Raw genomic sequence first — 21,016 nt, 5'->3', positions numbered from 1 at the left:
AGGAGAACGTCTTGCGCCGCCGAACGATCCGCAACACCCGTGTCGAACTCACCGAGCTCGGCTTCGGAGCCTCCGTGATCGGCAACCTCTACCGCCTCACCTCCCACGAGGAGGCGTCGGCCGCGGTCGACGCCGCCTGGGACTGCGGAATCCGCTACTTCGACACGGCCCCCCACTACGGTCTCGGCCTGTCCGAACGCCGCCTCGGCACCGCTCTGCGCGCGAGACGCCGCAGCGAGTACGTCGTCTCCTCCAAGGTGGGCCGTCTGCTCGTCCCCAACGAGAACCCCCGTGGGGTCGACAGCGAGGGCTTCGTCGTCCGCGACGACGTGCGCCGCGAGTGGGACTTCAGCCGGGACGGGGTACTGCGCTCCATCGAGGCCACGCTGGAGCGCACCGGCCTGGACCACCTGGACGTCGTGTACCTCCATGACCCCGACGACCACTGGCGGCAGGCCGCCGGCGAGGCCATGCCCGCCCTCGCCGAGCTGCGCGACCAGGGCGTCGTCGGTGCGATCGGCGCCGGTATGAACCAGTCCGCCATGCTCGCCCGGTTCCTGCGCGAGACCGCCGCCGACGTCGTCATGCTCGCCGGCCGCTACACCCTGCTCGACCAGGGCGCCCTCGACGACGTCCTGCCCGCCGCGCAGGAGACCGGCAAGAGCGTCGTCGCCGTCGGTGTCTTCAACTCGGGCCTGCTCTCCCGCGACCGTCCCGCCGCCGGCATGAAGTACGACTACCAGGACGCCCCGCCCGACCTCGTACGGCGTGCCCTGGCCATCGCGGAGATCTGCGAGGCCCACGGCACGAACCTGCCCGCCGCGGCCATCGCCTTCCCCCACACGCACCCCCACGTCGTCAACGTCACCCTCGGCATGCGCAACGCCGACCAGGTCACCCGCAACGCGCAGCTCCACCACCGGAGCATTCCCGCCGGCCTCTGGAGCGACCTCCTCGACCAGGGACTGATCCGGCCCGACGTGCCCCTCCGGCGGGTCCCGGACAGTGACGGCATCTCCGAGAGGAGCACCCCGTGTCCCTGACCGACAGGGCGATCGCGCAGATCCGCGAGCTCATCGCCTCCGGCGCGCTCCCGCCCGGCTCGAAGCTGCCTCCCGAGCAGGAACTGGCGGCCCAGCTCGGCCTGTCCCGCAACCTGGCCCGGGAGGCGGTCAAGGCGCTGGCCGTGGCCCGCGTCCTGGAGGTCAGACGGGGAGACGGCACCTACGTCACCAGTCTCCAGCCGGGGCTGCTGCTCGAAGGGCTCGGCGGCGCGGTGGAGCTCCTCCAGGTGGACCCGCGCGTCGTACTGGACCTCATGGAGGTACGTCGCCTGCTGGAACCCGTCGTCACCGCGCTGGCCGTCGCCCGGATCTCGGACGACGGCCTGGCCGAGGTGAAGGGACATCTGGACGCGATGCGGGAAGCGAGCGGGGTCGAGCAGCTGAACGCCCATGACGCCGCCTTCCACCGGGCCATCGCGAACGTCACCGGCAACGAAACCCTCATCACCCTCCTCGAGGGCATCTCGGGCCGCACCCTGCGCGCCCGCATCTGGCGCGGCCTGGTCGACAGCCGGTCCTACGGACGCACCCTCACGGAGCACGAGGCGATCTACGCCGCCCTGGCCGCCCGGGATGCGGCGCTGGGCCACGCGGCGGCACTGCTGCACGTCAGCAACACCGAGCAGTGGCTGCGGGAGCACCTGGAGAACGCGAGCGGCTCGTCCGGGAGCGGCCCGGCAGCCGGGCTCGCCTCCTGACCGGGGCCGCCCACGCCGGGTGCGGACCGTCAGGGGGTTCCGGGCGAGCGGGCCCGACGCGACGCCCCCGCTCCGGATACGTCCAGGGATCTTCGGCCGGTCGTGCCGGTATCATCGGCGTCACATTTGACGGCCCTCCTGCCCGACTCGCGGAAGGGGCCCTGAGGAGCGGCGCTCACGGAGGGAGCTCAGGTTGTCCCTGACGGACAAGGCCATAGAGCAGATCCGTGAGCTCATTCGCTCGGGGGCGCTTCCCCCGGGCGCGAAACTGCCCCCGGAGCCGGAGCTGGCGGCGCAGCTGGGGCTCTCACGCAACCTCGCCCGCGAGGCGGTCAAGGCTCTGTCCGTCGCCCGGGTGCTGGAGGTCCGGCGCGGAGACGGCACGTACGTGACCAGTCTCCAGCCGAGCCTGCTGTTGGAGGGCCTGGGCGGCGCGGTGGAGCTCCTCCAGAGCGACAAGGGCGCACTGCAGGACCTGATGGAGGTGCGGCGGCTGCTCGAACCGCTCGCCACCGGGCTCGCCGCCGACCGGATCACGGACGAGCAACTGGCCGAGGTGGAGCGGCACTTGATCGCGATGCGCGAGGCGCGCGACGATGTCGAGCAGCTCAACGCGCACGACGCCGCCTTTCATCGGGCGGTCGTCGCGGCCACCGGCAACGAAACCCTGCTCACCCTGCTCGAAGGCATCTCCGGCCGCACCCTGCGCGCTCGCATCTGGCGCGGGCAGGTCGACGACCGGTCGTCCGAGCGGACCCTGGCGGAACACCAGGCGATCTTCGACGCCCTGTGCACCCGGGACCCGGCCCTCAGCCAGGCCGCCGCCCTGCTGCACGTCAGCAACACCGAGCACTGGCTCCGCCGGCACCTGCAGTCCCTGGATCTTCAGGCCTGACGCCTCTTCGGGAGCGGGAACCGGCCGCCGCAGGCCGGGTTCGGCCACACCTCGCGGGAAGTATGTGCCGCGCATTGACGGTTGCCGCGAGCTTCCTATCATCCCAACCATCGAAACCCCGTGCATCGTTCGAGGTATCGGACAGCCCTGAGAACCGGGGCCGCCCGAAGTGCCCGAGGGCGCGGCCTCGCCCACCCGCATTTGTCATGCGCACGCCCATCTTCAACTCGAAGGAGTGATGTGATGCCGGCACGCAAGTCACCCAGGTTGTGGTCCGTGGTCGCCGCGGCGTTCCTCGCCCTGGCCACGGCCACCAGCGCCACGGCACTGCACGACGGCACGGACGGGCAGCGCACCGCGCCCGCCGGAGCCGCGGCCCCGGCGGCGACGGCCGGGTGCGGCAAGGCCCCCGGGCTCAACAGCGGCACCCACACCCTGCAGATCAACGGCAAGAACCGCAGCTACATCCTGAGGGTGCCGGACAACTACGACCGCAACCGCTCCTACCGGATGGTCTTCGGCTTCCACTGGCTGGGCGGCACCGCCACCGACGTGGCCACGGGTCGCACCGTCCAGAACGGCACGTGGGCCTACTACGGACTGCAGCGGCTCGCGAACAACAGCGCCATCTTCATCGCACCCCAGGGCCTGAACAACGGCTGGGCCAACTCCGGCGGCGAGGACCTGGCCTTCGTCGACGCCATGATCCGCCAGATCGACGACGCGCTGTGCGTGGACACCACCCGGCGCTTCTCCGTCGGCTTCAGCTACGGCGGCGCCATGACCTACTCCCTGGCCTGCTCCCGGGCGACGGTCTTCCGCGCGGTCGCCGTGCAGTCCGGCGGGCAGCTCAGCGGTTGCAGCGGCGGCTCCCAGCCCGTCGCGTACCTCGGCATCCACGGCATCCGGGACTCCGTGCTCGGGGTGTCCGGCGGACGTTCGCTGCGTGACCGGTTCGTCCGCAACAACGGGTGCACGGCGCAGAACGCGCCCGAACCCGCGCAGGGCAGCAGGGCGCATCGCGTCACCCAGTACGCGGGGTGCTCCTCCGGACGCCCGGTCGTGTGGGCCGCGTTCGACGAGGGCCACATCGCCGCGCCACAGGACGGGGCCGCCGGTGACAGCGGCTCCAGGACCTGGGTGCCGGGCGAGATCTGGAACTTCTTCACGCGGTTCTGAGACCTCCGCCCCGGCACCGGGCCGGCGGGAGCGTCACGCCGGCGTGGCCGCGGCTCGTTCGCTCCGGGAACGGGCCGCGGTGGCGCGCCAGGTCATGTCCACGACTGCGCCGCCCCCGAGTCCAGCCGGATGAGCACGGCGGTGTTCCCGCGTGGCAGCGAGACGGTGAGCCGACCCGCGTGCGCATCCCACTCCACGACGGCTTCGGACGCAGGGGGATACAGCACCGTGGGCTCGACCCGGGCACCGCGCAGGTGGGGAATCGCGAGAGCGCGGCCGGTGTCGCCGGACCCGTCGCGGTCCGGGCCTCCCGGGGCTGATGCGGCTCCGCCGTCGTCCGGTTCCCTCCTGCAGACGGAGAGCAACGTGGCCCCTTCGCCCCGAAGTCCGTGAACGACCCACTCGTCCTCCCAGCCGGGAAGGCCCAGGGGCCAGAACGGCCTCGCCCCGCCCAGCTCCGGCCGGAGCTCCTTGTACACGGAGATCGCCGAGCGGACCATGCCGGACTGCTCGGGGCTCATCCGGTCGAGGAAGCCGGAGAGGTGGACGCGGCCCAGCAGGGCCCCGGTGAGGGTGAGGGCGATCTCGTCGAGGGTGTGGTCCGGCTGGGGGTAGGCCCACACCGCGGCCTGCTCCGGTGTCACGGCGGTGGCGGCCGCGGCGGCGATGGGCGGATAGCGCAGGAGGTCCTGCTGGTCGCTGGTGGACTGCAGTTGGGCCACGGCCAACTGCGCGTAGTCCATGCGCAGGCCGCCCGATCCGCAGTTCTCCAGGACGAGACCGGGATGCCGGTCGAGGAGCGAGGCCATCCAGTCGAGATGGGCACGGTGGTGCCCGAGCAGACCGGCACCCGCGCTCTCGGAGCCGTTCTCCGTGCCGGGACCGATGTTGATGTTGTAGTCGAGCTTCAGGTAGCCGACGCCCCACTCGCCGACCAGCCGGTCCACGACCTCGTCGAGATGGGCGCGGGCGGCAGGGTGGCGCAGGTCCAGGTGGTGCCGCCCGTGCTCGGTGACGCGCAGACCGCCGCGCCGGAAGAACGCCTCGGGAGGAAGCGTGCGAGCCAGGGGGCTGCGTACGCCGACGACTTCGGGTTCGAGCCAGAGCCCCGGGGTCATCCCGTGCGCCCTGATGGCGTCCAGGACCTCCGGCAGACCGCCCGGGAAACGGCGGGGAGCGGGTTCCCACGCGCCGACGGCGTCCCACCAGCCCTGGGCGTCGTCGTCGTACCAGCCCGCGTCGATCACGAACACCTCGGCACCGGCCGCACCCGCCGCCTCGACCAGCGGCAGGAGCCGTTCGGTGGTGGGGTCGCCCATCAGGGTGTTCATGTAGTCGTTGTAGATCACCGGCAGCGCGCGGTGGTCGGGGTGGTCGCGCCGGATGCTGCGGCGGTGGTCGGTGAGTTCGCCGAAGGCCGCGTCCAGTCCGCCGGTTTCCGTGTGGACGAGAACGGCCGGGACGGTGTGGAACTCCTCGCCGGGGGCCAGGGTGTGCCGCCACTGGTGGTGCGCGTCGTCGGGGCCGAACAGGGCCACATAGGCGGCTCCCTCGCGTTCTCCCGTCTCGAAGCGCCAGCCCGCGCTGGACTCGATCTGCCACAGCCAGGCGCGGCCGTCCGCGTCGGTGAGGCCGGCCACGGGAAGGTGGCGGCCGGTGGACCAGCTCCCCTGCGAGTACCGCTCGAAGCAGCCCCGGCCCTCGTGGCCGTGGACAAAGCGGCTCAGCGGGACCACCCGCTTGCGGAACCCGTCCTGCCGCCACCGGCATTCGGCGAGCCAGTCGTTGTCCGCCCAGTGCAGGGTCAGCTCGTCGAGGCCGGCCTCGCCGTCGACGATGCCGCCGAGGGTCAGGGTGGAGACGCTCTCCAGCCGCAGCGCGGTGCCGCCCTCGTTGACGAGGCGTACCCGGGCCCGCAGGCAACCGCTGCCCGCGCGGGTCTCCAGGGTGACGTGGGCGGCCAGGCCGGTCCCGGGATCCGTGAGCCGGATCGTCGTACGGTCCACGCCGCCGTGCCGGACCGTCTCGTGCCCCCGGTAGGTCAGGCGCTCGCCGATGGCTGTCTCGATGAATCGCTCCCCAGACCACAGGCGCCCGTGGCCGGTGGCGGTCACCTCGACGAGGGGCACCAGGCGGGTCCAGTCCTGACCGGGTCTTCCCAGCCTCACCGCTCCACCGGCGTCCATGACGGCGTGCAGGCCGGTTTCCGGATGCGACCAGACCCAGGAGCCCTCGGCTGTTTCGACGGTAGCGGTCAACGCGCCTCCCCTTCCGGGATGTTCGGTCCTGCGGCGGTCAGTGTGGGGGCTGATCTGGGGATTCACCAACGGCGACGGTGCCGGGCCCCGGTGGCGGATGTGCCGGAGAGCTGAATCCGCGCTCGCGGTCCCTTGACGCCCGCGTTGTGACCGCTCACAATCCTCGCATGTTTGTGACCGGTCACACAAGGTCGCGCACCTCCGCCGATCCCCCTCAGGGACAGCAGAAGGCCGCGAGCATCCGCGATGTCGCCCAGGCCGCGGGCGTGTCCTACCAGACCGTTTCGAGGGTCATCAACGGCCGTCCGAACGTCCGGGAAGAGACACGCAAGCGGGTGCAGGACGCCATCACCGCCCTGGGATTCAGGCGCAACGCCACCGCGTTCGCGCTGGCCAGCGGCGTGACCCGGTCGATCACCGTCCTCACGTCGAACACTCTGCTCTACGGTTACGCAGCCACCCTTCAGGGCCTGGAGGAGGCGTCGCGCGCCGCGGGCCACACGGTCGGCGTGCGGGTCCTGACTCCCGAGGACGACCTGGACCGCACGATCGCTTCGGCCGCCGACGCCGGAGGCGGCCTGGTGGTCATCGGCTTCGACCGCCTCGGCGCGGCAGCCCTGGACCGCGTACCGGCCCATGTGCCGTGCGCGGCGGTGGTGGAGGCTCCGCCGCCGGGAAGCACACCCGGACTCCCCGCCGTGTGGGCAGACGACCGCGAGGCGGCCCGTGTCGCCACCGAACACCTCCTGGCGCTGGGGCACGACACCGTCCACTACGTGGCGATTCCCGCCTCGACCGGATCCCGGCGCTCGGTGGGACCCCGCGCCGAAGGCCGGCGCCAGGCCCTGGAGTCGGCCGGTGTCCCCGCTCCCGAGCCGTCCGGCAAGGGCTGGGACGCCCAGGCCGGATACGAGGCCGGGAGGAAGCTCGCCCGGGACCCGGAGGCCACCGCGATCCTCTGCGGCAACGACGATCTGGCGCTGGGTGTCCTGCGGGCCCTGCACCACGCGGGCCGGCGGGTCCCGGAGGACGTCAGCGTCATCGGATTCGACGACGCTCCGCACTCCGCCTACCTCACACCGGCCCTCACGACGGTCCGCATGGACTTCCAGGGGCTGGGCCGCGCCGCCTTCGGGCTGCTGCACACCCGGCTCGATCCCGATCAGCAGGCATTCCCGGCACCGCCGGCCGTACCCACCCTCGTCCTCCGCGAGAGTGCGAGCCCGCGCCGCAGGTGAGCCGGACCGCACACCCGCACCATCTCTCCTCGCCTCCGCCTCCTTCCCCCTCCTCGCAGTCGTCGCCCCTCTCCACAGCACCGCACCGCCTTCCCGCTCCTCACGATCAAGGATCTCGCCATGAGAAGAGCCGTCTCCGTCCTTGTCACCGCATGTCTGCTCGGCCTGACCGCCACCGCCTGCAGCGACAGCACCGCCGGCGGAACCGGCGCCGCTCCCGAGGGATCGGTCGACCCGACCGCCGACCTCAAGGGTGTCGAACTCACCATGTGGACGGCCCAGAACAGCGTCGGCCAGCCCAAGCAGGCCATCGAGGCGTTCGAGAAGGCCACCGGCGCCAAGATCAACACCGTGGTCATCCCCGACCCGTACGAGTCGAACGTCCCGACCAAGCTCGCCTCGGGCGTCAAGCCGGACCTGATGTTCTGGCAGCCCACGGGCAGCACGCTGCCGTTCATCCAGCCGCAGCAGAATCTGCTCCAGCTCGACAAGGAGGACTGGGTCCAAAAGCTCGGCAAGACGGAGCAGGGCCTCGGCCAGGTGGACGGCCACCGCTACGCGGCCATCGTCACCAGCCCCGCGGTCCTCGGCGTCTACTACAACAAGGACGTCTTCGAGAAGGCCGGCATCACCACGATGCCGAAGAGTTACGACGACCTCCTCGCCACCGCCTCGAAGATCAAGTCCAAGACGGGCGTGGCCCCCTTCTTCGAGGTCGGCGGAGACAAGTGGCCCCTGCAGTGGCAGGTCCAGGTGCAGATGACGGATCTGCCTCAGACGTTCTGGGACAAGCTGAACAAGAACAAGGCCAGTTGGACCGACAAGGCCATCGTCGACGCCATCGCCAAGTACAAGTCGAAGGTCCTCGACGGCGGCCTGGCACAGAAGAACTACAAGACGGCCACGTTCGTCGACCAGGGCAAGGCGATCATGGACGGCAGTGCCGCGATGGCCCTCAACGTCACCTCGCTCCAGGCCCAGATACAGGCCACCTCCAGCACCCAGGAGATGGACAGGAAGCTCGGCTGGTTCCCCATCGCCAACAGCGCCGCCAAGGCCGAGTACTCGCCCGACCAGACCAACGGCGTCGTCGCCTTCAAGACCGGCGACACCAAGCGGCAGAACGCCGCCCGGCAGTTCCTGTCCTTCTGGCTCGGCAAGGACTACCCGGACTACATCAAGGCGAACAAGCTCGTCTCGGTGCAGCCGTCGGTGCCCAACCCCGGCGGGCTGCCGCAGACCGCGATCGCCCAGGCCGAGGCGCTGTCCTCCGCCACCGGCGTCTTCCAGGTCAAGGCACTGACCGCACCCGACATGCACCTCGCCCTCGCCGACATGATCTACGGCAAGAAGTCGCCCCAGCAGGTCGCCCAGGCCGCCCAGGACCAGTTCGAGCAGGTGCTCAAGGCGCGCGGCGTCTCCGGCTTCTGACCGGTGCCCTGTCGCCAGCCCGCTCCCCGGGCCGCCGTCGGCGGCGCGCCCGGGGCCTGCATCCGGAGGTGAGAAAGTGGTGGACACCGCCACCAGGGGCGCCACAGACGCCACGCGCGCGAAGGACCGGAGCGCATCGCCCCGCCCTGGCCCGCGTGAGCGCGTCCGCAGGAAGGCCGACCAGCCGTGGTGGTTCGCGCTTCCCGCGCTCGCCGTGTTCGGCGCGTTCTTCCTGCTGCCGAACCTGCTGAACTTCGTCTACCCGTTCACCGACTGGTCGGCGTTCCACCCGCAGATCGGCTTCGTGGGCCTGTCGAACTTCGAGACCATCCTCAGCGACGGCTCGATGGTCCGCGACATCCGCATCACCCTGGAGTACGCGGTCCTGGTGGCCGTGTTCCAGAACGGCTTCGGCCTGGGCCTGGCCCTGCTGCTGGAGCGGGACACCCGCTTCAACCGCTTCTTCAGAGCGGTGTTCTTCCTGCCCGTACTGATCTCCGCCCTGGCCGTGGGCTACATCTTCCGGGCCCTGCTCGCGCAGGACGGGGCGCTCAACAGCGTGCTGTCGTCCCTCGCGGGGCACCAGGTCGACACACCCTGGCTGGGGTCGACGACCTGGACCCTGGTCGTGGTGACCCTCGTCCACGGCTGGAAGTGGATGGGCCTGGCCATGCTGATCTACCTGGCGGGCCTGAAGAGCATGCCCGGAGACGTGCTGGAGGCCGCCCGGATCGACGGGGCCGGCGCCTGGCGCACCTTCTGGTCGATCCGCTTCCCGCTGCTGGCGCCCGCGGTGACCTTCAACGTCACGACCGCCCTGATCGGCTCCATGAACACCTTCGACATCGTCCAGGCCACCACCGGGGGCGGCCCCGGCAGCGAGACCGAGGTGTTCAACATCTACATGTTCCGCATCTTCGGCCAGGGACTGTACGCCCAGGCGTCCGCGATGAGCCTGGTGCTCTTCCTCGTGGTCGTCGTCCTCGCCGTGCCCGTGATCGTCGGCCTGCGCCGGAGGGAGAACAACCAGTGACCACCACCACCGTGTCCTCCCCCGCCCGCCGGCGCGCCCCGCGCGGGCTGCAGCAGGCCGCCGTCCTGCTCATCGCGGCCGTCACCATCGGCATCCCGCTCTGGCTCGTCGCGGTGACCTCCGTGAAGCCCCAGGCGGAGGCGATCAAGCCCAACCTCTCGCTGCCGCACCGGGTGCAGGCCGCGGAGAACTACCAGCAGACCTTCGACCAGGGGAAGGTCGTCCAGGGCTTCGTCAACAGCCTGCTGGTCGTGGTCCCCTCGGTGGTCCTCGTGCTGCTGCTGGGCGCCGGCGCCGCCTGGGTCTTCGCCCGCCGCAAGGGGCGCCTGGCCGGCTCGCTGTACGCCTTGAGCATCAGCGGCCTCCTGCTCCCGCCCGCCGTCATCACCATCGTCATGGAACTGCGTCAACTCGGCCTGGCGGGCACCCGGCCGGGCATGATCGCGGTCTATACCGGGATGTACCTGTCCACGTCGATCTTCTTCATGACCGGCTTCATCCGGAACCTGCCCGAGGAGCTGGAGGAGGCCGCGCGCATGGACGGCGCCGGTCCGGCCCGGGTCTTCTTCCAGGTGATCCTGCCGCTCCTGCGTCCCGTCATCGCCACCGCGACGATCATGGTGATGCTCTTCGCGTGGAGCGACATCTTCTATGCGTTCTTCGTGCTGGGCGGCGGGGAGAAGGCCACGCTCCCGCTCAACCTCTACCAGGTCGCGAGCGCCCAGCTGTACCTGAACAACTGGCACCTCATCTTCGCCTACGTCGTGATGATGAGCCTTCCGATGGTGGCCGTCTTCGTCATCGCCCAGCGCCGGATCGTCTCCGGCATCACCAGCGGCGCCGTCAAGTAGCGCACGCCCCGGCCTCCGGGGCGCGCCTCCCCGCGTGCCCCGGGCTTCACCCCTCCGGTCCGCCCGGTCCTTCCGGGCCCCCGGGTCCACTCACCATCCTCCCGCAGCGGACGCGGGGGGCGGAGGACGCACATGCCCCGAACCGAGCACACCTCACGCAGGACCACGCGCCTCATGGGGGCCGTCGCCTGCGCCGCCGCGCTGACCGGCACGGCCGTGACCAGTCCGGTCGCCCACGCGGACACCCCGCGGGTCACCGTCGACCTGGGCACCACCACCGGTGACGTGATGCACGGCGCCAACGGAACGCTGTACGGGCTCAGCGACGACGGTGTCCCCGGCGACGAGCTGGTGGCCCCGCTGCACCTGACCACGGTCGTGCAGAAGGCACCGGACGGTGCACAGCACCCCAACGGGGACGCACTCGCGATCAAGAGGGGCTACGACCGCAACGGCGGCGGCCAGGTCCACATCTACATGCAGGACGTCTACGCCCAGTGGCCGTACGAGAACCTCGGTCTGGACGACTACCTGGCCAAGGTGGACACCATGGTCCGCAAGGTCGCCGCACGCCCCGACCGGGACGACTTCGTGTGGGTGCCCTTCAACGAGCCCGACGGCAACTGGTATCCGGATCTGGGCAGTTCCGACAGCGCCAAGTACGCGAGCGCGCTGGGCCGGTTCCGGAGCGACTGGAGCACCGTCTACAAGAAGATCCGCTCGATCATCCCCGACGCCCGGATAGCGGGGCCCAACGAGACCCACTACGACGGCAGGCTCATGGGCGACTTCTATCCGTGGGCCAAGACGGCCGGCGTGCTCCCGGACATCACCACCTGGCACGAGCTCGGCCCGGACTCCCTCAAGGACTTCGAGTCCCACCTCGCCGACTACCGGGCCGTCGAGGCGAAGGCCGGCATCTCGAAGCGGCCGGTCAGCATCAACGAGTACGGCAACCGTCGCGATCAGTCCGTGCCCGGCCAGATGGTCCAGTGGCTGTCGATGTTCGAGCGCAACAAGGTCTACGCCGACCAGGCGTACTGGAACATCGCCGGCAATCTCAACGACAACGCCGCGCAGACCGACATCCCCAACGGCACCTGGTGGCTGCTGCGCTGGTACGCGGGCCTGACCGGCAAGACCGTGCGGCTGGACCCGCCGCAGCCGAACACGGTCGACACGGTCCAGGGCCTCGCCTCGCTGGACACCGGCCGCACCCAGGCCCAGGTACTGCTCGGCGGCACCTCCGGCGACGTCGAGACGGTGATCCGCAATGTCCCCGAGCGCTTCGGCAAGAAGGTCAACGTCACCGTCGAGCGCATCGGCTGGAGCGGCTACGAGGGCGCCGCCGCGCCGAGCGTGGTGTCCCGCACCACCGGCAAGGTCGCCGCGAACGGCAGCGTCACCGTGCCGCTGACGAACCTGGACGCCATGTCGGCGTACCGCGTCACCGTCAACCCGGCCGGCAGCGGCTCACCCACCGCGGCGAGCCTGCCCTGGTCCGCGTCGTACGAGGCGGAGAACGCCGCGATCACCGGCGGCACGGTCTATTCCCAGGGTTCGCTGAGCAACCCCTACGGCTTCGCCACCTCGGGCACCAAGGACGTCGGCAGCCTGAACAGGCCGGACAGCAAGGTCGCCTTCACCGTCGACGTCCCGAAGACCGGCACCTACGATCTGGACGTCTTCTACGGCAACCAGTCCGGCGGGCCCGCGACCCAGACCCTGACGGTCGACGGCGGCGCGCCGAAGACCCTCACCTACGGCTCGACCTTGAACTGGACCTACCGCGCCACGGCGAGCACACCCGTGTCCCTGACGGCCGGCAAGCACACCCTGACCCTGGGCAAGGGCACGAACGAGGTCACCCTCGACAAGATCGACCTCACCGCGTCCAGGACCCCGGACTCCGTCTACCCCGCGGCCTACGCCGACATCAGCGGGTCCCCGTCGTACGACTACAGCGCCTCCGGGGCCGGCGGCGCCGGCGCCCTGGTGCTGGGCCGGGGCGACAAGGCCGCCTTCGACGTCCACGCGCCGGCCGACGGCTACTACACCGTGCACGCCGACTACGCCGCCACCGGCGAGGGCACCCTGAGCCTGGACGGCGCCACCGCCGCCACGCTCCCCTCCACTCGGGGCCGGGTCACCGACAAGTCCCTGCGGCTGTACCTGTCGCAGGGCAACAACCGCATCACCGCCGCCGCCCCGGGCGACTGCCGCCTCACCCTGCGTGACCTGCGTGTCACCGGCGCGGTCAGCACCTCGGGGGTCACCGTCCACGAGGCCGAGGACGCCACTGCGGCGGGCACCGCGTCGGTCTCCGGCAACTCCTGGGCCTCCGGCGGCAAGTACGTCGGGCACGTCGGCCTGGGCGCCGGCAACACGCTCACCTTCAAGGTGAACGCCCCCTCGGCGGGGCGCTACGTGATGAACGTGCGCTACGCCAACGCCGAGGTCGCCGGATCCGGGAACTACAACACCAATGTCGTCTCCCGGGCAGCGGACATCACCGTCGACGGCACCTCCCAAAGGGTCATGTTCCGCAACTCCTACAGCTGGTCCGACTTCTGGGACCTGCCGGTCCCCATCACCCTCAAGGCCGGCGTCAACACCATCACCTTCGGCAACTCGACGGCGTACGCACCGGACATCGACAAGGTGACCGTCGCGCCCCTGAACGGCTGACGAAGAGGTCCGCGGTCGGCCCGGCCACGCTTCACAGCGCCGGGGTTCCCCGGCGGTGACTGTGCTGATGCCGGCCCGGCCGGCCTGCGTGCAGGGGTGGGCTCCTCCTGGCGGGAGGAGCCCACTTCGGGGGGGGACGGGTGAGGAGTTATTCCGTGCGCAGGCCGTCCGGGCGCATCATCCGCAGCAGCGGCGGCAGGCTGAGCAGCGTGACCACGCCGACCACGGCAGCGCCCACGCCGGTCATGGTCAGAACGCTGGTCCAGTCCATGGCCACCGGGGTACGGGTCATCTTCAGCAGCACAGTGCCGAGGGTGACACCGACCGTCGTCGCCAGGACGAGGCCGAGTCCGACCGGGAGGGCCGTCTGCCACAGCACCGACAGGCTCAGGGTGCGGCGCCGGGTGCCGAAGGCGATCAGCACGGAGAGCAGTTTCCTGCGCTCGCGCAACTGTTCCAGCTGGGAGACCAGCAGACTCGCGCCGATCAGTGCCAGCACGAAGGCGGAGCCGACGAAGAGGCCCGTGCGGATGGAGGCGTACTTCTCGTCCTCCTGGGTCGCCGACCAGCTGTAGGTGTGTCCCAGGGGGTCGATCCGGGCGACGACGTTGCGTGCGTACTCCCTCGCGTCCGGCACCGACGGGTCGATGCGCAGATAGACCCCGTCCGAGGCCAACGCGGGCGCGGCCCCGGCGGGCAGGGCGGCGGGGGTGACCAGCAGGCTGTTGGACTCCACCAGTGCGTCCTTGCGCGCGTCCACGACCCGTGTGTTCGCCGGAACGGTCCAGGGCGCCTCGATGCCGCGTTCGCCGGCGCCGCCGTACGACGGCTCGATGTAGAGCTGCCGGCCGGGCTTGACCAGGGCGATTTCGGCGGCGTTGCTGGGGTTCTCGTAGTTGCTCCTCGTGCGGGTGACGAACACGTCGCCGTCCTTGCAGGAGGGCAGGGTGGCGAGTTCGCGCAGGGCGGCGCAGTTGCCCACGGTCAGGCCGTTGCCGTTCTCCGGATCGCGACGCGCGTCCCCGTACTGGGAGATGGCCAGGGCCACCGCGGCCCGCACCCCCTTGGTGCCGGTGAACTCGCGCTCGACACCGGACAGCGGCTTGCGGTCGCTGAACTCGACCTGCATCTGGACCCGGCCGGGGTCCTGACCGGTGGCCTTGACGTACTGGCTCTGCGTTCCCGCGAACAACATCTGCAGGGCGATGGCTCCGGCCACGGCCACGGCGATGCCGTTGACCATGCGTGCGGCGGTTCCGCTGCTCAGCTGCAGTCGCCGTACCGCGAGTTGCCAGGACAGCGCGCCCTTGCCGAGGCGGACGACGACCGCCTCCACGACCCAGGGGAGCAGCGCGGTGACACCGATCAGCAGCAACAGCACACCGCCGATGACGAGGTACTGGTTGAACTCGCCGTTCTTGCGGCCCTTGCCGATCATCGGGTAGAGCATCGCGAGGCCGGCCGGTGGCGGCAGCAGCCGCCACCACAGCCGGCGGCGGCGCTGCTCGCCCGCGCGCACGACGCCGAGCGGCTCCACCATCACGCCGCGCATCGCGAGCAGCGTGACGAGTACGGCGGCGACCGGCACCGCCACCGCGACGAGCGCGGCGAGCAGCGGGGACGGGTCGAGGTAGGCGGGCCATACGCTCACGCCCAGCACCTCGGTGGAGCCCAGCGTCCGACGGCCGAGGAGGAAGAAGCCGGTGCCGACGACCAGGCCGAGCAGGGCTCCTGCGAGTGCTTCGCCCGCCGCGATCCGCCGGGTCATGTGGCTGTCCGAGCCGACCAGGCGCAGCGCGGCCAGCCGGCGGTCGCGGCGCTCGCCTCCGAAGCGGACGGCGGCGGCGATGAACACGGCGACGGGGGTCAGTAGCACGACGAACACGACGAGGATCATGAGGAGCAGCACCGGGTCGGTCTTCCCGGGTTTCGCGTCCGGTTTGCCGTAGCCGGTCAGCCGGTGCACCGGGGAGAACTCCGTGGTCTTCAGTCCCGAGGCGCCGGCGTAGTAAGCCAGTTCGTGGGAGCCGATGAGCCCGTTCTCGCCGATCGTGCCGGTGATCTTGTAGGGGAGCCGCTCCCTCAGCAGCCTGGCGTCGTCGGAGGCGAGCAGGTCCTCGAGCGCCGGGGAGACGACCATCTCGCCCTCGCCGGGGAAGCTGTCGACCCCGGGAGGCAGTGGTGCCCGCTCGCCCTCGGGCTCGAGGAGCCGGCCGCGGACGTCGTCGTCGTGCCAGGTGGTGTCGGTGTCGACGATAAGGAAGGTGTTGTCGGCCTTCGGCGGGGCTTTCCGGGAGTACGTGAACGTGTTGTCGAAGCGGGCGTCCTCCACCTTGCCGCGGGCAGCGAACACGTTGGGCAGGGCGGTGCACAGCAGGAGCAGTGCCACGCCCAGGCCGACGCCGATGGCGGTGAGTGTCATCCGGACCCAGCCCTCGCGCCCGCCGGTGAGGGCGAATCGGGCTCCCATGGCCAGGTCTGCGACCCTCCCCCGCGCTCGGTTTCGCTCACCCGGGAGGGGGCCGCCACGAGGGCTCATACGGCGCGCTCCATGTCCCGGGACCTGCCGTCGCGCACGACGACCTCGCGGTCGGAGTAGGCGGCCACGCGTGTCTCGTGGGTGACGAGGACGACCGCGGCGTCGGCCGAGCGGGCCGCTTCGGTCAGCAGTTCCATCACGCGTTCGCCGTTGGAGGAGTCGAGCGCGCCGGTGGGTTCGTCGGCGAACAGCAAGCGCGGCCCGGTGACCAGCGCGCGGGCCACGGCGACGCGCTGGCCCTGGCCGCCGGAGACCTCACCGGGACGCTTGGACGTGAGGTCGTCGACCTCCAGGCGCGCCATCCAGTCGCGTGCGGTTCGCTCGGCGTGCTTGCGGGAGACGCCGTTGAGCCGCAGCGGCAGGGCGACGTTCTCCACGCAGGTCAGCTCGGGCACCAGTTGACCGAACTGGAACACGAAACCGAACTCCGAGCGGCGCAGGGCGCTGCGCTGGGCGTCGCTCATCGTCGTCAGTTCACGCCCGGCGTAGGTGATCGACCCGGAGTCGGGCGGCACGATCCCCGCGAGACAGTGCAGCAGTGTGGACTTGCCGGACCCGGAGGGTCCCATGACGGCGACGACCTCGCCGGGGTTGATGGAGAACTCGGCGCCGTCGAGCGCGCGGGTCGGGCCGTACGCCTTGCGCAGGTCGTGCGCGGTGAGCAGGGCACGGCGCGGGCCGGGCTCCAGGAGCCCTGGGAGGGGGTGGCTGATGGACATGATCCGCACTCTACACATTGTGTATACCTGGCGTGTATACGCGAGGTGCATACACGAAGCGCGCGAATCGCGTCGGTGTACGACAGTGCAGGTGAGGGGCCGGAAACACCGATCGTCACGGTTCGGAAACGGGGCGGTCCCCTGCCGAGTCGGCAGGGGACCGCCCGTGTCTACGGCGTCACGGTCAGCCCGGGCGCCATGTCGGCGGTCGCGTTGGTGAGCTTCCCGGAGCCGAAGGCGCCTTCGGAGCTGACGAATCGCAGCTCGTGGTTGGTGCCCGTGTCGCCGACAGCGAGCAGGAGCGTGGACTGATGGGCCGCGTAGGCGTTCTGGACGAAGGAGGTGATGTCGACGGTGATGTCGCGGCCGTCGATCGCGTTGCCCTGGTGGGTCCCGCCACCCTCGGGGATCAGGGTCGAACCGAGGGTGAAGGTGGCCGACTTCGCGACGGAGGAGGTCGTGGCGGTGAAGCTCGGGCGGTTCTGCCAGGTCATCGTGTCGACCGGGCAGGACGAGCCGCCTCCGGTGCAGGTGGTGTCGCTGACCGGCTGCACGAGGAGCTGGTCGGTGTCGGTCGACGGCACCGAGGAGTAGCGGTGGCCGACGTAGGTGAGATGGAGCGTCGCCTGACTCGGTGACCTGGTGAGGCTGCCGAGGGGGAACTGGATGTAGGAGAGCTTTCCGTCTCCGGATCCCGTGGTGTACTGCTCGCCCATCAGGCCGACGCCGGTGTTGCGGGTGATGAGGGTCAGGTCCGAGGAGTTGTTCGAGCTCAGGTCACCGGTCCACGCGCCCACCCAGGTGTCGCCGTTGGTGAGGGCGCCGGTCTTGACGTTCCGGGTCTGGCCGCCGGCGTCCGTGTAGGTGGTGGTCAGCGTGCCGACTCCGCTCGTCGTCAGCGGCAGCTGGCTGGTGTACTCGACGAGCCGGCCCGCGACCTGGAGGTTGTTCAGCGTCGCGTCGGTGACGCCGGTGATCGTGTTGCCCGTGTTCGGCTTCGAGAACCACACGTTGTCGAGGGTGACGGTGCCGATCGGTGTCTTGGTGTAGGAGTACGTGGTGCCCGAGCCGTCGGGGTTGGGGGCGTACCCGTAGTTCGCCTGCTGGTCGGCGGTGATGGTCTGGGTGGTTCCGTTGCCGCCGTTGACGCTGACGGGCCCTGACGTGTACCGGGAGTTGTCGACCGAACTGTTCTTCACCACCAAGCCCTGGATGCGCGGGTAGGTGTTGGTGTTGTTCATCGCGAGGATGCCGCCGGCCGGGGCCGACAGGGAGTTGAAGTTGTCGAACGTGTAGTTGGCGAGCTTGTGTCCGTTCGTCTGGTACCCGAGGCGGATCGCGTTGCCCCCGTTGACGGTCCAGTTCAACGTGTTGCTGACCGATATGTTCTTGGAGTCCTCGTCGTCCCACTGGTTGGAGTCGAACCCGAGGTCGCCGGAGACGGTGTCGTAGGCGCCCACCGCGTTGACATAGCCCTGGACGTCGGCGCTGGAGGTGCCCAGCTTGAAGTTGTCCCACACGCCGGAAGCCAGCGGGGTGAATCCGTTGCTGGGGTTGTAGTGACCGGAGGCGAACGCGTCGTCGTTGCCGAGGGTGAAGACGCCGTTGGCCGTGATGTCCTGGCCGCTCGCGAAGTCCGTCCCGTCCACCCACGGCTGCTGGTACGGGGTGAGGGCCTTGATGTTGTTGAACGTCACGCTGTGTGCGCTGTGGGTCTCGTAGTTCCACTGCTTCGCGTTGCGCTCGTAGGTGTCGTTGAAGGTGATGTTCGACGAGTGCATGACCATGACGCCGCCCTGGTGCTGGCTGCGGTAGGCGTCGTGCAGGTCACCACTGCTGACGGCGTTGTAGTTCGCCACCCCGTTGGCGTCGTAGACACCGCGGCCGTCGATCTCGATGTCGCTCGAGCCGATGATTCCGATCGCCGGCTCGAACGCCTCCATGTACGCCTGGACGCGGTTCTTCAGCAGGGCGCCTTCATCGGTGTAGATCTTCAGCTTGCCGCCCTTGAGCTTGCTGCCGTCCACGCCGTTGACCAGCAGCCCCGACCACACGTACGTGCCGTTGGGGAAGTAGAGCGTGTTGAGCGCCGTGGGGTTGGCCTCGATGGTCGCGATGGCCGCCTGCAGGGCGTAGGTGTCGTCGCCGGCGGCCATCGTCCGCTGGTTCGGGTACCGCACATTGACACTGCTCGCGCTCACCAGGCTCCCGGCCGAGGTCTTCTGACCGGCGGGTATCGCGGTGCCGTCGATCGTCCGGCCGGCCATGGAGCTCGTCGTCGCGGCGGGAGCCTTCTGGGCCGCGCTGTTCGGGTGCGCCGCGAGGTACTTCGCGGCGAACTCCTGGAAGTTGAGGACACCGGTCTGCAGGTTGACGCCGGAACCGTCCGCTGCGCTCGTGGTGTCCGGGCGCCGCGCCGGGTCCTCCAGAGGGTCGTTGACGACAGCCAGGTAGGGCTGCCCCGCGGCGTTGGTCGAGTCGCCGTTGACCATCACGATCGCTTCGTTCAACCCGGCGGCGGCTGACATCTGGAACGTCAGGGTGTGCTTGTCCGTGCTCACCGAGATACTGCCGGCCGGGTAGTAGCGCGCCGGGTAGACGTTCACCGTGTTGATCGTGGTGCCCGGCAGCGTGACCGTGATCGTCGGCGTGCGGGAGTCCGACGCGAAGCGAGCGATGTCGAAGTTGTGGCCGTTCTGGGTGTACTGGACAGCCTGGACGGGCGTGCCCGCGACCTGCACCTGGTACTTCGTGGCCGCCACGTCGGGAGACGTCGTCGTACCGCCTCCCACTCCCGTCGGCGCGTAGGTGTGGACGGTGGTGGCGGCCTGTGCGGGGACGGCGCCGGTGAGCATGAGGCTCGCCAGCGTGATGGCGGCGCCGGCTGCGGCCGCGAGGACGCGGTGCACGCGCGAGCCGCGGCGCGCCGTGGCGGGGTTCGGGTCGGCGTCGTCGCCGGCCGGTCGGATCATGCCTGTCACTCCTCGGGACGAGACCTTTCCAGGTCTGTTCAGGCGCTCCCCGGTCTGCTGGAGACGGCGCGGAGCATGCGCGATGCCGAGGCCGGGCTACGGCCGTCGGCGCTGTCGCGACGGAGAGGACCACCACGACGCACCGAGGGCGATGGCACCGAGTGACACGGGGTGGTGTTTCGCGCGGTGGGCCGCTGAGGGCCCCTTTGCGTTGACCGATCCACGTGATCGGCGTGGCCGGGATGTTAATCCTGTATTTCCGGAACCGTCAACGCTTCCGCCGTCATCCAACGGCAAACCGGGGCGCGACGTGTGCCGTTCTCGCCGTGTTCCGGTAACCGCTGCATCACGACCTTCCGGCGAAGTCTTGCTCTGTCGCGACAATCCGACCTACGCTGACGCCGCTCACGTGGATCGATACATGTTGCGGAGGTGCACCGGTGGTGACGATGGCGGAGGTGGCCGCTCGGGCGGGTGTCGCCAAGCAGACCGTCTCCAACGTGGTGTCCGGCAAGAAGGTGCGGCCGGAGACCCTGGCGAAGGTGAACACGGCGATCGCCGAGCTCGGCTACAAGCCGAACCTGGTGGCCCGCTCGCTGAGAACCGGCAGCACGGCGACCGTGGGGCTGTTCGTGCCGTCGGTGGCCAACCCGTTCTACTCGGAGGTGGTCGAAGAGGTCGAGAACGTGCTGGTCGGTCACGGATACAACCTGCTGCTGGCCACGACCCGCGACGATCCCGCCTACACCCGGGCCCATCTGGAGAACCTCGCCGCGCGCTCGGTGGACGCACTGCTGGTCGCCGGGGACAAGGGCGTCGTACAGCAACTGCCGATGCTCGCCGAGACCGCCTTCCCGGTCGCACTGTTCGCCTGGGAGGGGGACCCCCCGACCACGCTGCCGGTGGTGTCCATCGACTACGAGCACGCCGGGTACCTGGCCGGACGCCACCTGAGGGACCTGGGCCACCGCAACATCGCGGTGATCGCCGACCTCCCCTCGCACGCGCCGCGAGTGCGCGGGCTGCGCCGGGCCTTCGCCGACGACGGGCTGAGCATCGATGACCGCATGGTGTTCGCCTGCACCAGGGACGACGCCGGCGGCGGGTTCGCCGCGGGACGTGCGGCACTGGAGGCGGACCCGGAGCTGACGGCGATCTTCGCCACCCACGACATCCTGGCCGTCGGTGCCGTCGAGGCGGTGGTCCGGTCCGGGCAGCGCGTCCCCGGCGACGTCAGCGTCGTCGGCTTCGACGACATCGCCCAGGTCGGGCAGATCCAGCCGGCGCTGACCACGATCACCTTCCCGAAGCGGGAGATGGCCCAGCAGGCCGTCGAACTGCTGCTGCGCGCCGTCGACTCGGGCCGGCCGCCGACCAACGTCATATCGCTGCTGCGCCCGACCCTGACCGTCCGCGGCAGCAGCGCCCCGCCCCGGGCCGGCGCATAGCAC

Annotated in this window: 14 protein-coding genes; 10 read left to right on the top strand and 4 right to left on the bottom strand. The window is 70.2% G+C overall.

Translation table 11 applies throughout. The features are described 5' to 3' along the window. Positions 1 to 11: 11 nt before the first annotated feature. The 4 genes from ACFCXS_RS17150 to ACFCXS_RS17135 all read left to right on the top strand — a co-directional run bounded on the left by ACFCXS_RS17150 (position 12) and on the right by ACFCXS_RS17135 (position 3,836). Positions 12 to 1,043: an aldo/keto reductase gene (locus ACFCXS_RS17150; RefSeq protein ID WP_376644146.1), complete on the top strand. Its 1,032-nt coding sequence runs from the start codon at positions 12 to 14 to the stop codon at positions 1,041 to 1,043. Further along, positions 1,034 to 1,762: a FadR/GntR family transcriptional regulator gene (locus tag ACFCXS_RS17145; RefSeq protein WP_376644145.1), complete on the top strand. Its 729-nt coding sequence runs from the start codon at positions 1,034 to 1,036 to the stop codon at positions 1,760 to 1,762. The genes ACFCXS_RS17150 and ACFCXS_RS17145 overlap by 10 nt, the downstream gene beginning before the upstream one ends. A gap of 193 nt (positions 1,763 to 1,955) precedes the next feature. Continuing rightward, positions 1,956 to 2,657 (top strand): FadR/GntR family transcriptional regulator, encoded by a 702-nt coding sequence (locus ACFCXS_RS17140; protein WP_376644144.1) that lies wholly within the window; start codon positions 1,956 to 1,958, stop codon positions 2,655 to 2,657. A 243-nt stretch (positions 2,658 to 2,900) separates the two neighbouring features. Beyond that, positions 2,901 to 3,836 (top strand): alpha/beta hydrolase family esterase, encoded by a 936-nt coding sequence (locus ACFCXS_RS17135; protein WP_376644143.1) that lies wholly within the window; start codon positions 2,901 to 2,903, stop codon positions 3,834 to 3,836. A 92-nt stretch (positions 3,837 to 3,928) separates the two neighbouring features. Here the strand turns inward: ACFCXS_RS17135 and ACFCXS_RS17130 are convergent, their stop codons facing one another. Further along, positions 3,929 to 6,094: a glycoside hydrolase family 36 protein gene (locus ACFCXS_RS17130; protein WP_376644142.1), complete on the bottom strand. Its 2,166-nt coding sequence runs from the start codon at positions 6,092 to 6,094 to the stop codon at positions 3,929 to 3,931. A 167-nt stretch (positions 6,095 to 6,261) separates the two neighbouring features. Here ACFCXS_RS17130 and ACFCXS_RS17125 point away from each other — a divergent pair, with 167 nt between their 5' ends. The 5 genes from ACFCXS_RS17125 (at position 6,262) to ACFCXS_RS17105 (ending at position 13,335) form a co-directional block, all read left to right on the top strand. Beyond that, positions 6,262 to 7,332: a LacI family DNA-binding transcriptional regulator gene (locus ACFCXS_RS17125; protein WP_376644141.1), complete on the top strand. Its 1,071-nt coding sequence runs from the start codon at positions 6,262 to 6,264 to the stop codon at positions 7,330 to 7,332. 120 nt (positions 7,333 to 7,452) lie between these two features. Then, on the top strand, positions 7,453 to 8,763 hold the full coding sequence (locus tag ACFCXS_RS17120) for an ABC transporter substrate-binding protein (RefSeq protein ID WP_376644140.1): 1,311 nt from the start codon (positions 7,453 to 7,455) through the stop codon (positions 8,761 to 8,763). Positions 8,764 to 8,839: 76 nt separating this feature from the next. Continuing rightward, entirely contained in the window at positions 8,840 to 9,796 is a 957-nt protein-coding gene (locus ACFCXS_RS17115; protein WP_376644139.1) for a carbohydrate ABC transporter permease, read from the top strand. Beyond that, entirely contained in the window at positions 9,793 to 10,647 is an 855-nt protein-coding gene (locus ACFCXS_RS17110) for a carbohydrate ABC transporter permease (RefSeq protein WP_376644138.1), read from the top strand. The genes ACFCXS_RS17115 and ACFCXS_RS17110 overlap by 4 nt, the downstream gene beginning before the upstream one ends. Before the next feature lie 132 nt (positions 10,648 to 10,779). Further along, entirely contained in the window at positions 10,780 to 13,335 is a 2,556-nt protein-coding gene (locus ACFCXS_RS17105) for a CBM35 domain-containing protein (protein ID WP_376644137.1), read from the top strand. Between the two features lie 148 nt (positions 13,336 to 13,483). Here ACFCXS_RS17105 and ACFCXS_RS17100 read toward each other — a convergent pair whose 3' ends face one another. The 3 genes from ACFCXS_RS17100 to ACFCXS_RS17090 form a co-directional block, all read right to left on the bottom strand. After that, positions 13,484 to 15,805 (bottom strand): ABC transporter permease, encoded by a 2,322-nt coding sequence (locus tag ACFCXS_RS17100; RefSeq protein ID WP_376644136.1) that lies wholly within the window; start codon positions 15,803 to 15,805, stop codon positions 13,484 to 13,486. Between the two features lie 65 nt (positions 15,806 to 15,870). After that, on the bottom strand, positions 15,871 to 16,593 hold the full coding sequence (locus tag ACFCXS_RS17095; protein WP_376644135.1) for an ABC transporter ATP-binding protein: 723 nt from the start codon (positions 16,591 to 16,593) through the stop codon (positions 15,871 to 15,873). Positions 16,594 to 16,763: 170 nt separating this feature from the next. After that, the gene (locus ACFCXS_RS17090; protein ID WP_376644134.1) at positions 16,764 to 19,565 is read right to left on the bottom strand and encodes a hypothetical protein; all 2,802 of its coding nucleotides are present in this window, start codon (positions 19,563 to 19,565) and stop codon (positions 16,764 to 16,766) included. A gap of 449 nt (positions 19,566 to 20,014) precedes the next feature. Here ACFCXS_RS17090 and ACFCXS_RS17085 point away from each other — a divergent pair, with 449 nt between their 5' ends. After that, a complete protein-coding gene (locus ACFCXS_RS17085; RefSeq protein ID WP_376644252.1) occupies positions 20,015 to 21,013 on the top strand; it encodes a LacI family DNA-binding transcriptional regulator in 999 nt (332 codons plus the stop codon). The last annotated feature ends 3 nt before the right edge of the window (positions 21,014 to 21,016 follow it).

The sequence above is a fragment of the Streptomyces sp. NPDC056373 genome (genome assembly GCF_042262425.1).
In the GTDB taxonomy this organism is placed as follows: domain Bacteria; phylum Actinomycetota; class Actinomycetes; order Streptomycetales; family Streptomycetaceae; genus Streptomyces.
This window is presented reverse-complemented; position numbering and strand designations above follow the sequence as displayed.

Coding starts and splice junctions, on each gene's coding strand:
- ACFCXS_RS17135 (WP_376644143.1), top strand. CDS start 2,901: ATGCCGGCACGCAAGTCACCCAGGTTGTGGTCCGTGGTCGCCGCGGCG.
- ACFCXS_RS17090 (WP_376644134.1), bottom strand. CDS start 19,565: ATGATCCGACCGGCCGGCGACGACGCCGACCCGAACCCCGCCACGGCG.
- ACFCXS_RS17105 (WP_376644137.1), top strand. CDS start 10,780: ATGCCCCGAACCGAGCACACCTCACGCAGGACCACGCGCCTCATGGGG.
- ACFCXS_RS17085 (WP_376644252.1), top strand. CDS start 20,015: ATGGCGGAGGTGGCCGCTCGGGCGGGTGTCGCCAAGCAGACCGTCTCC.
- ACFCXS_RS17120 (WP_376644140.1), top strand. CDS start 7,453: ATGAGAAGAGCCGTCTCCGTCCTTGTCACCGCATGTCTGCTCGGCCTG.
- ACFCXS_RS17125 (WP_376644141.1), top strand. CDS start 6,262: ATGTTTGTGACCGGTCACACAAGGTCGCGCACCTCCGCCGATCCCCCT.
- ACFCXS_RS17100 (WP_376644136.1), bottom strand. CDS start 15,805: ATGGGAGCCCGATTCGCCCTCACCGGCGGGCGCGAGGGCTGGGTCCGG.
- ACFCXS_RS17095 (WP_376644135.1), bottom strand. CDS start 16,593: ATGTCCATCAGCCACCCCCTCCCAGGGCTCCTGGAGCCCGGCCCGCGC.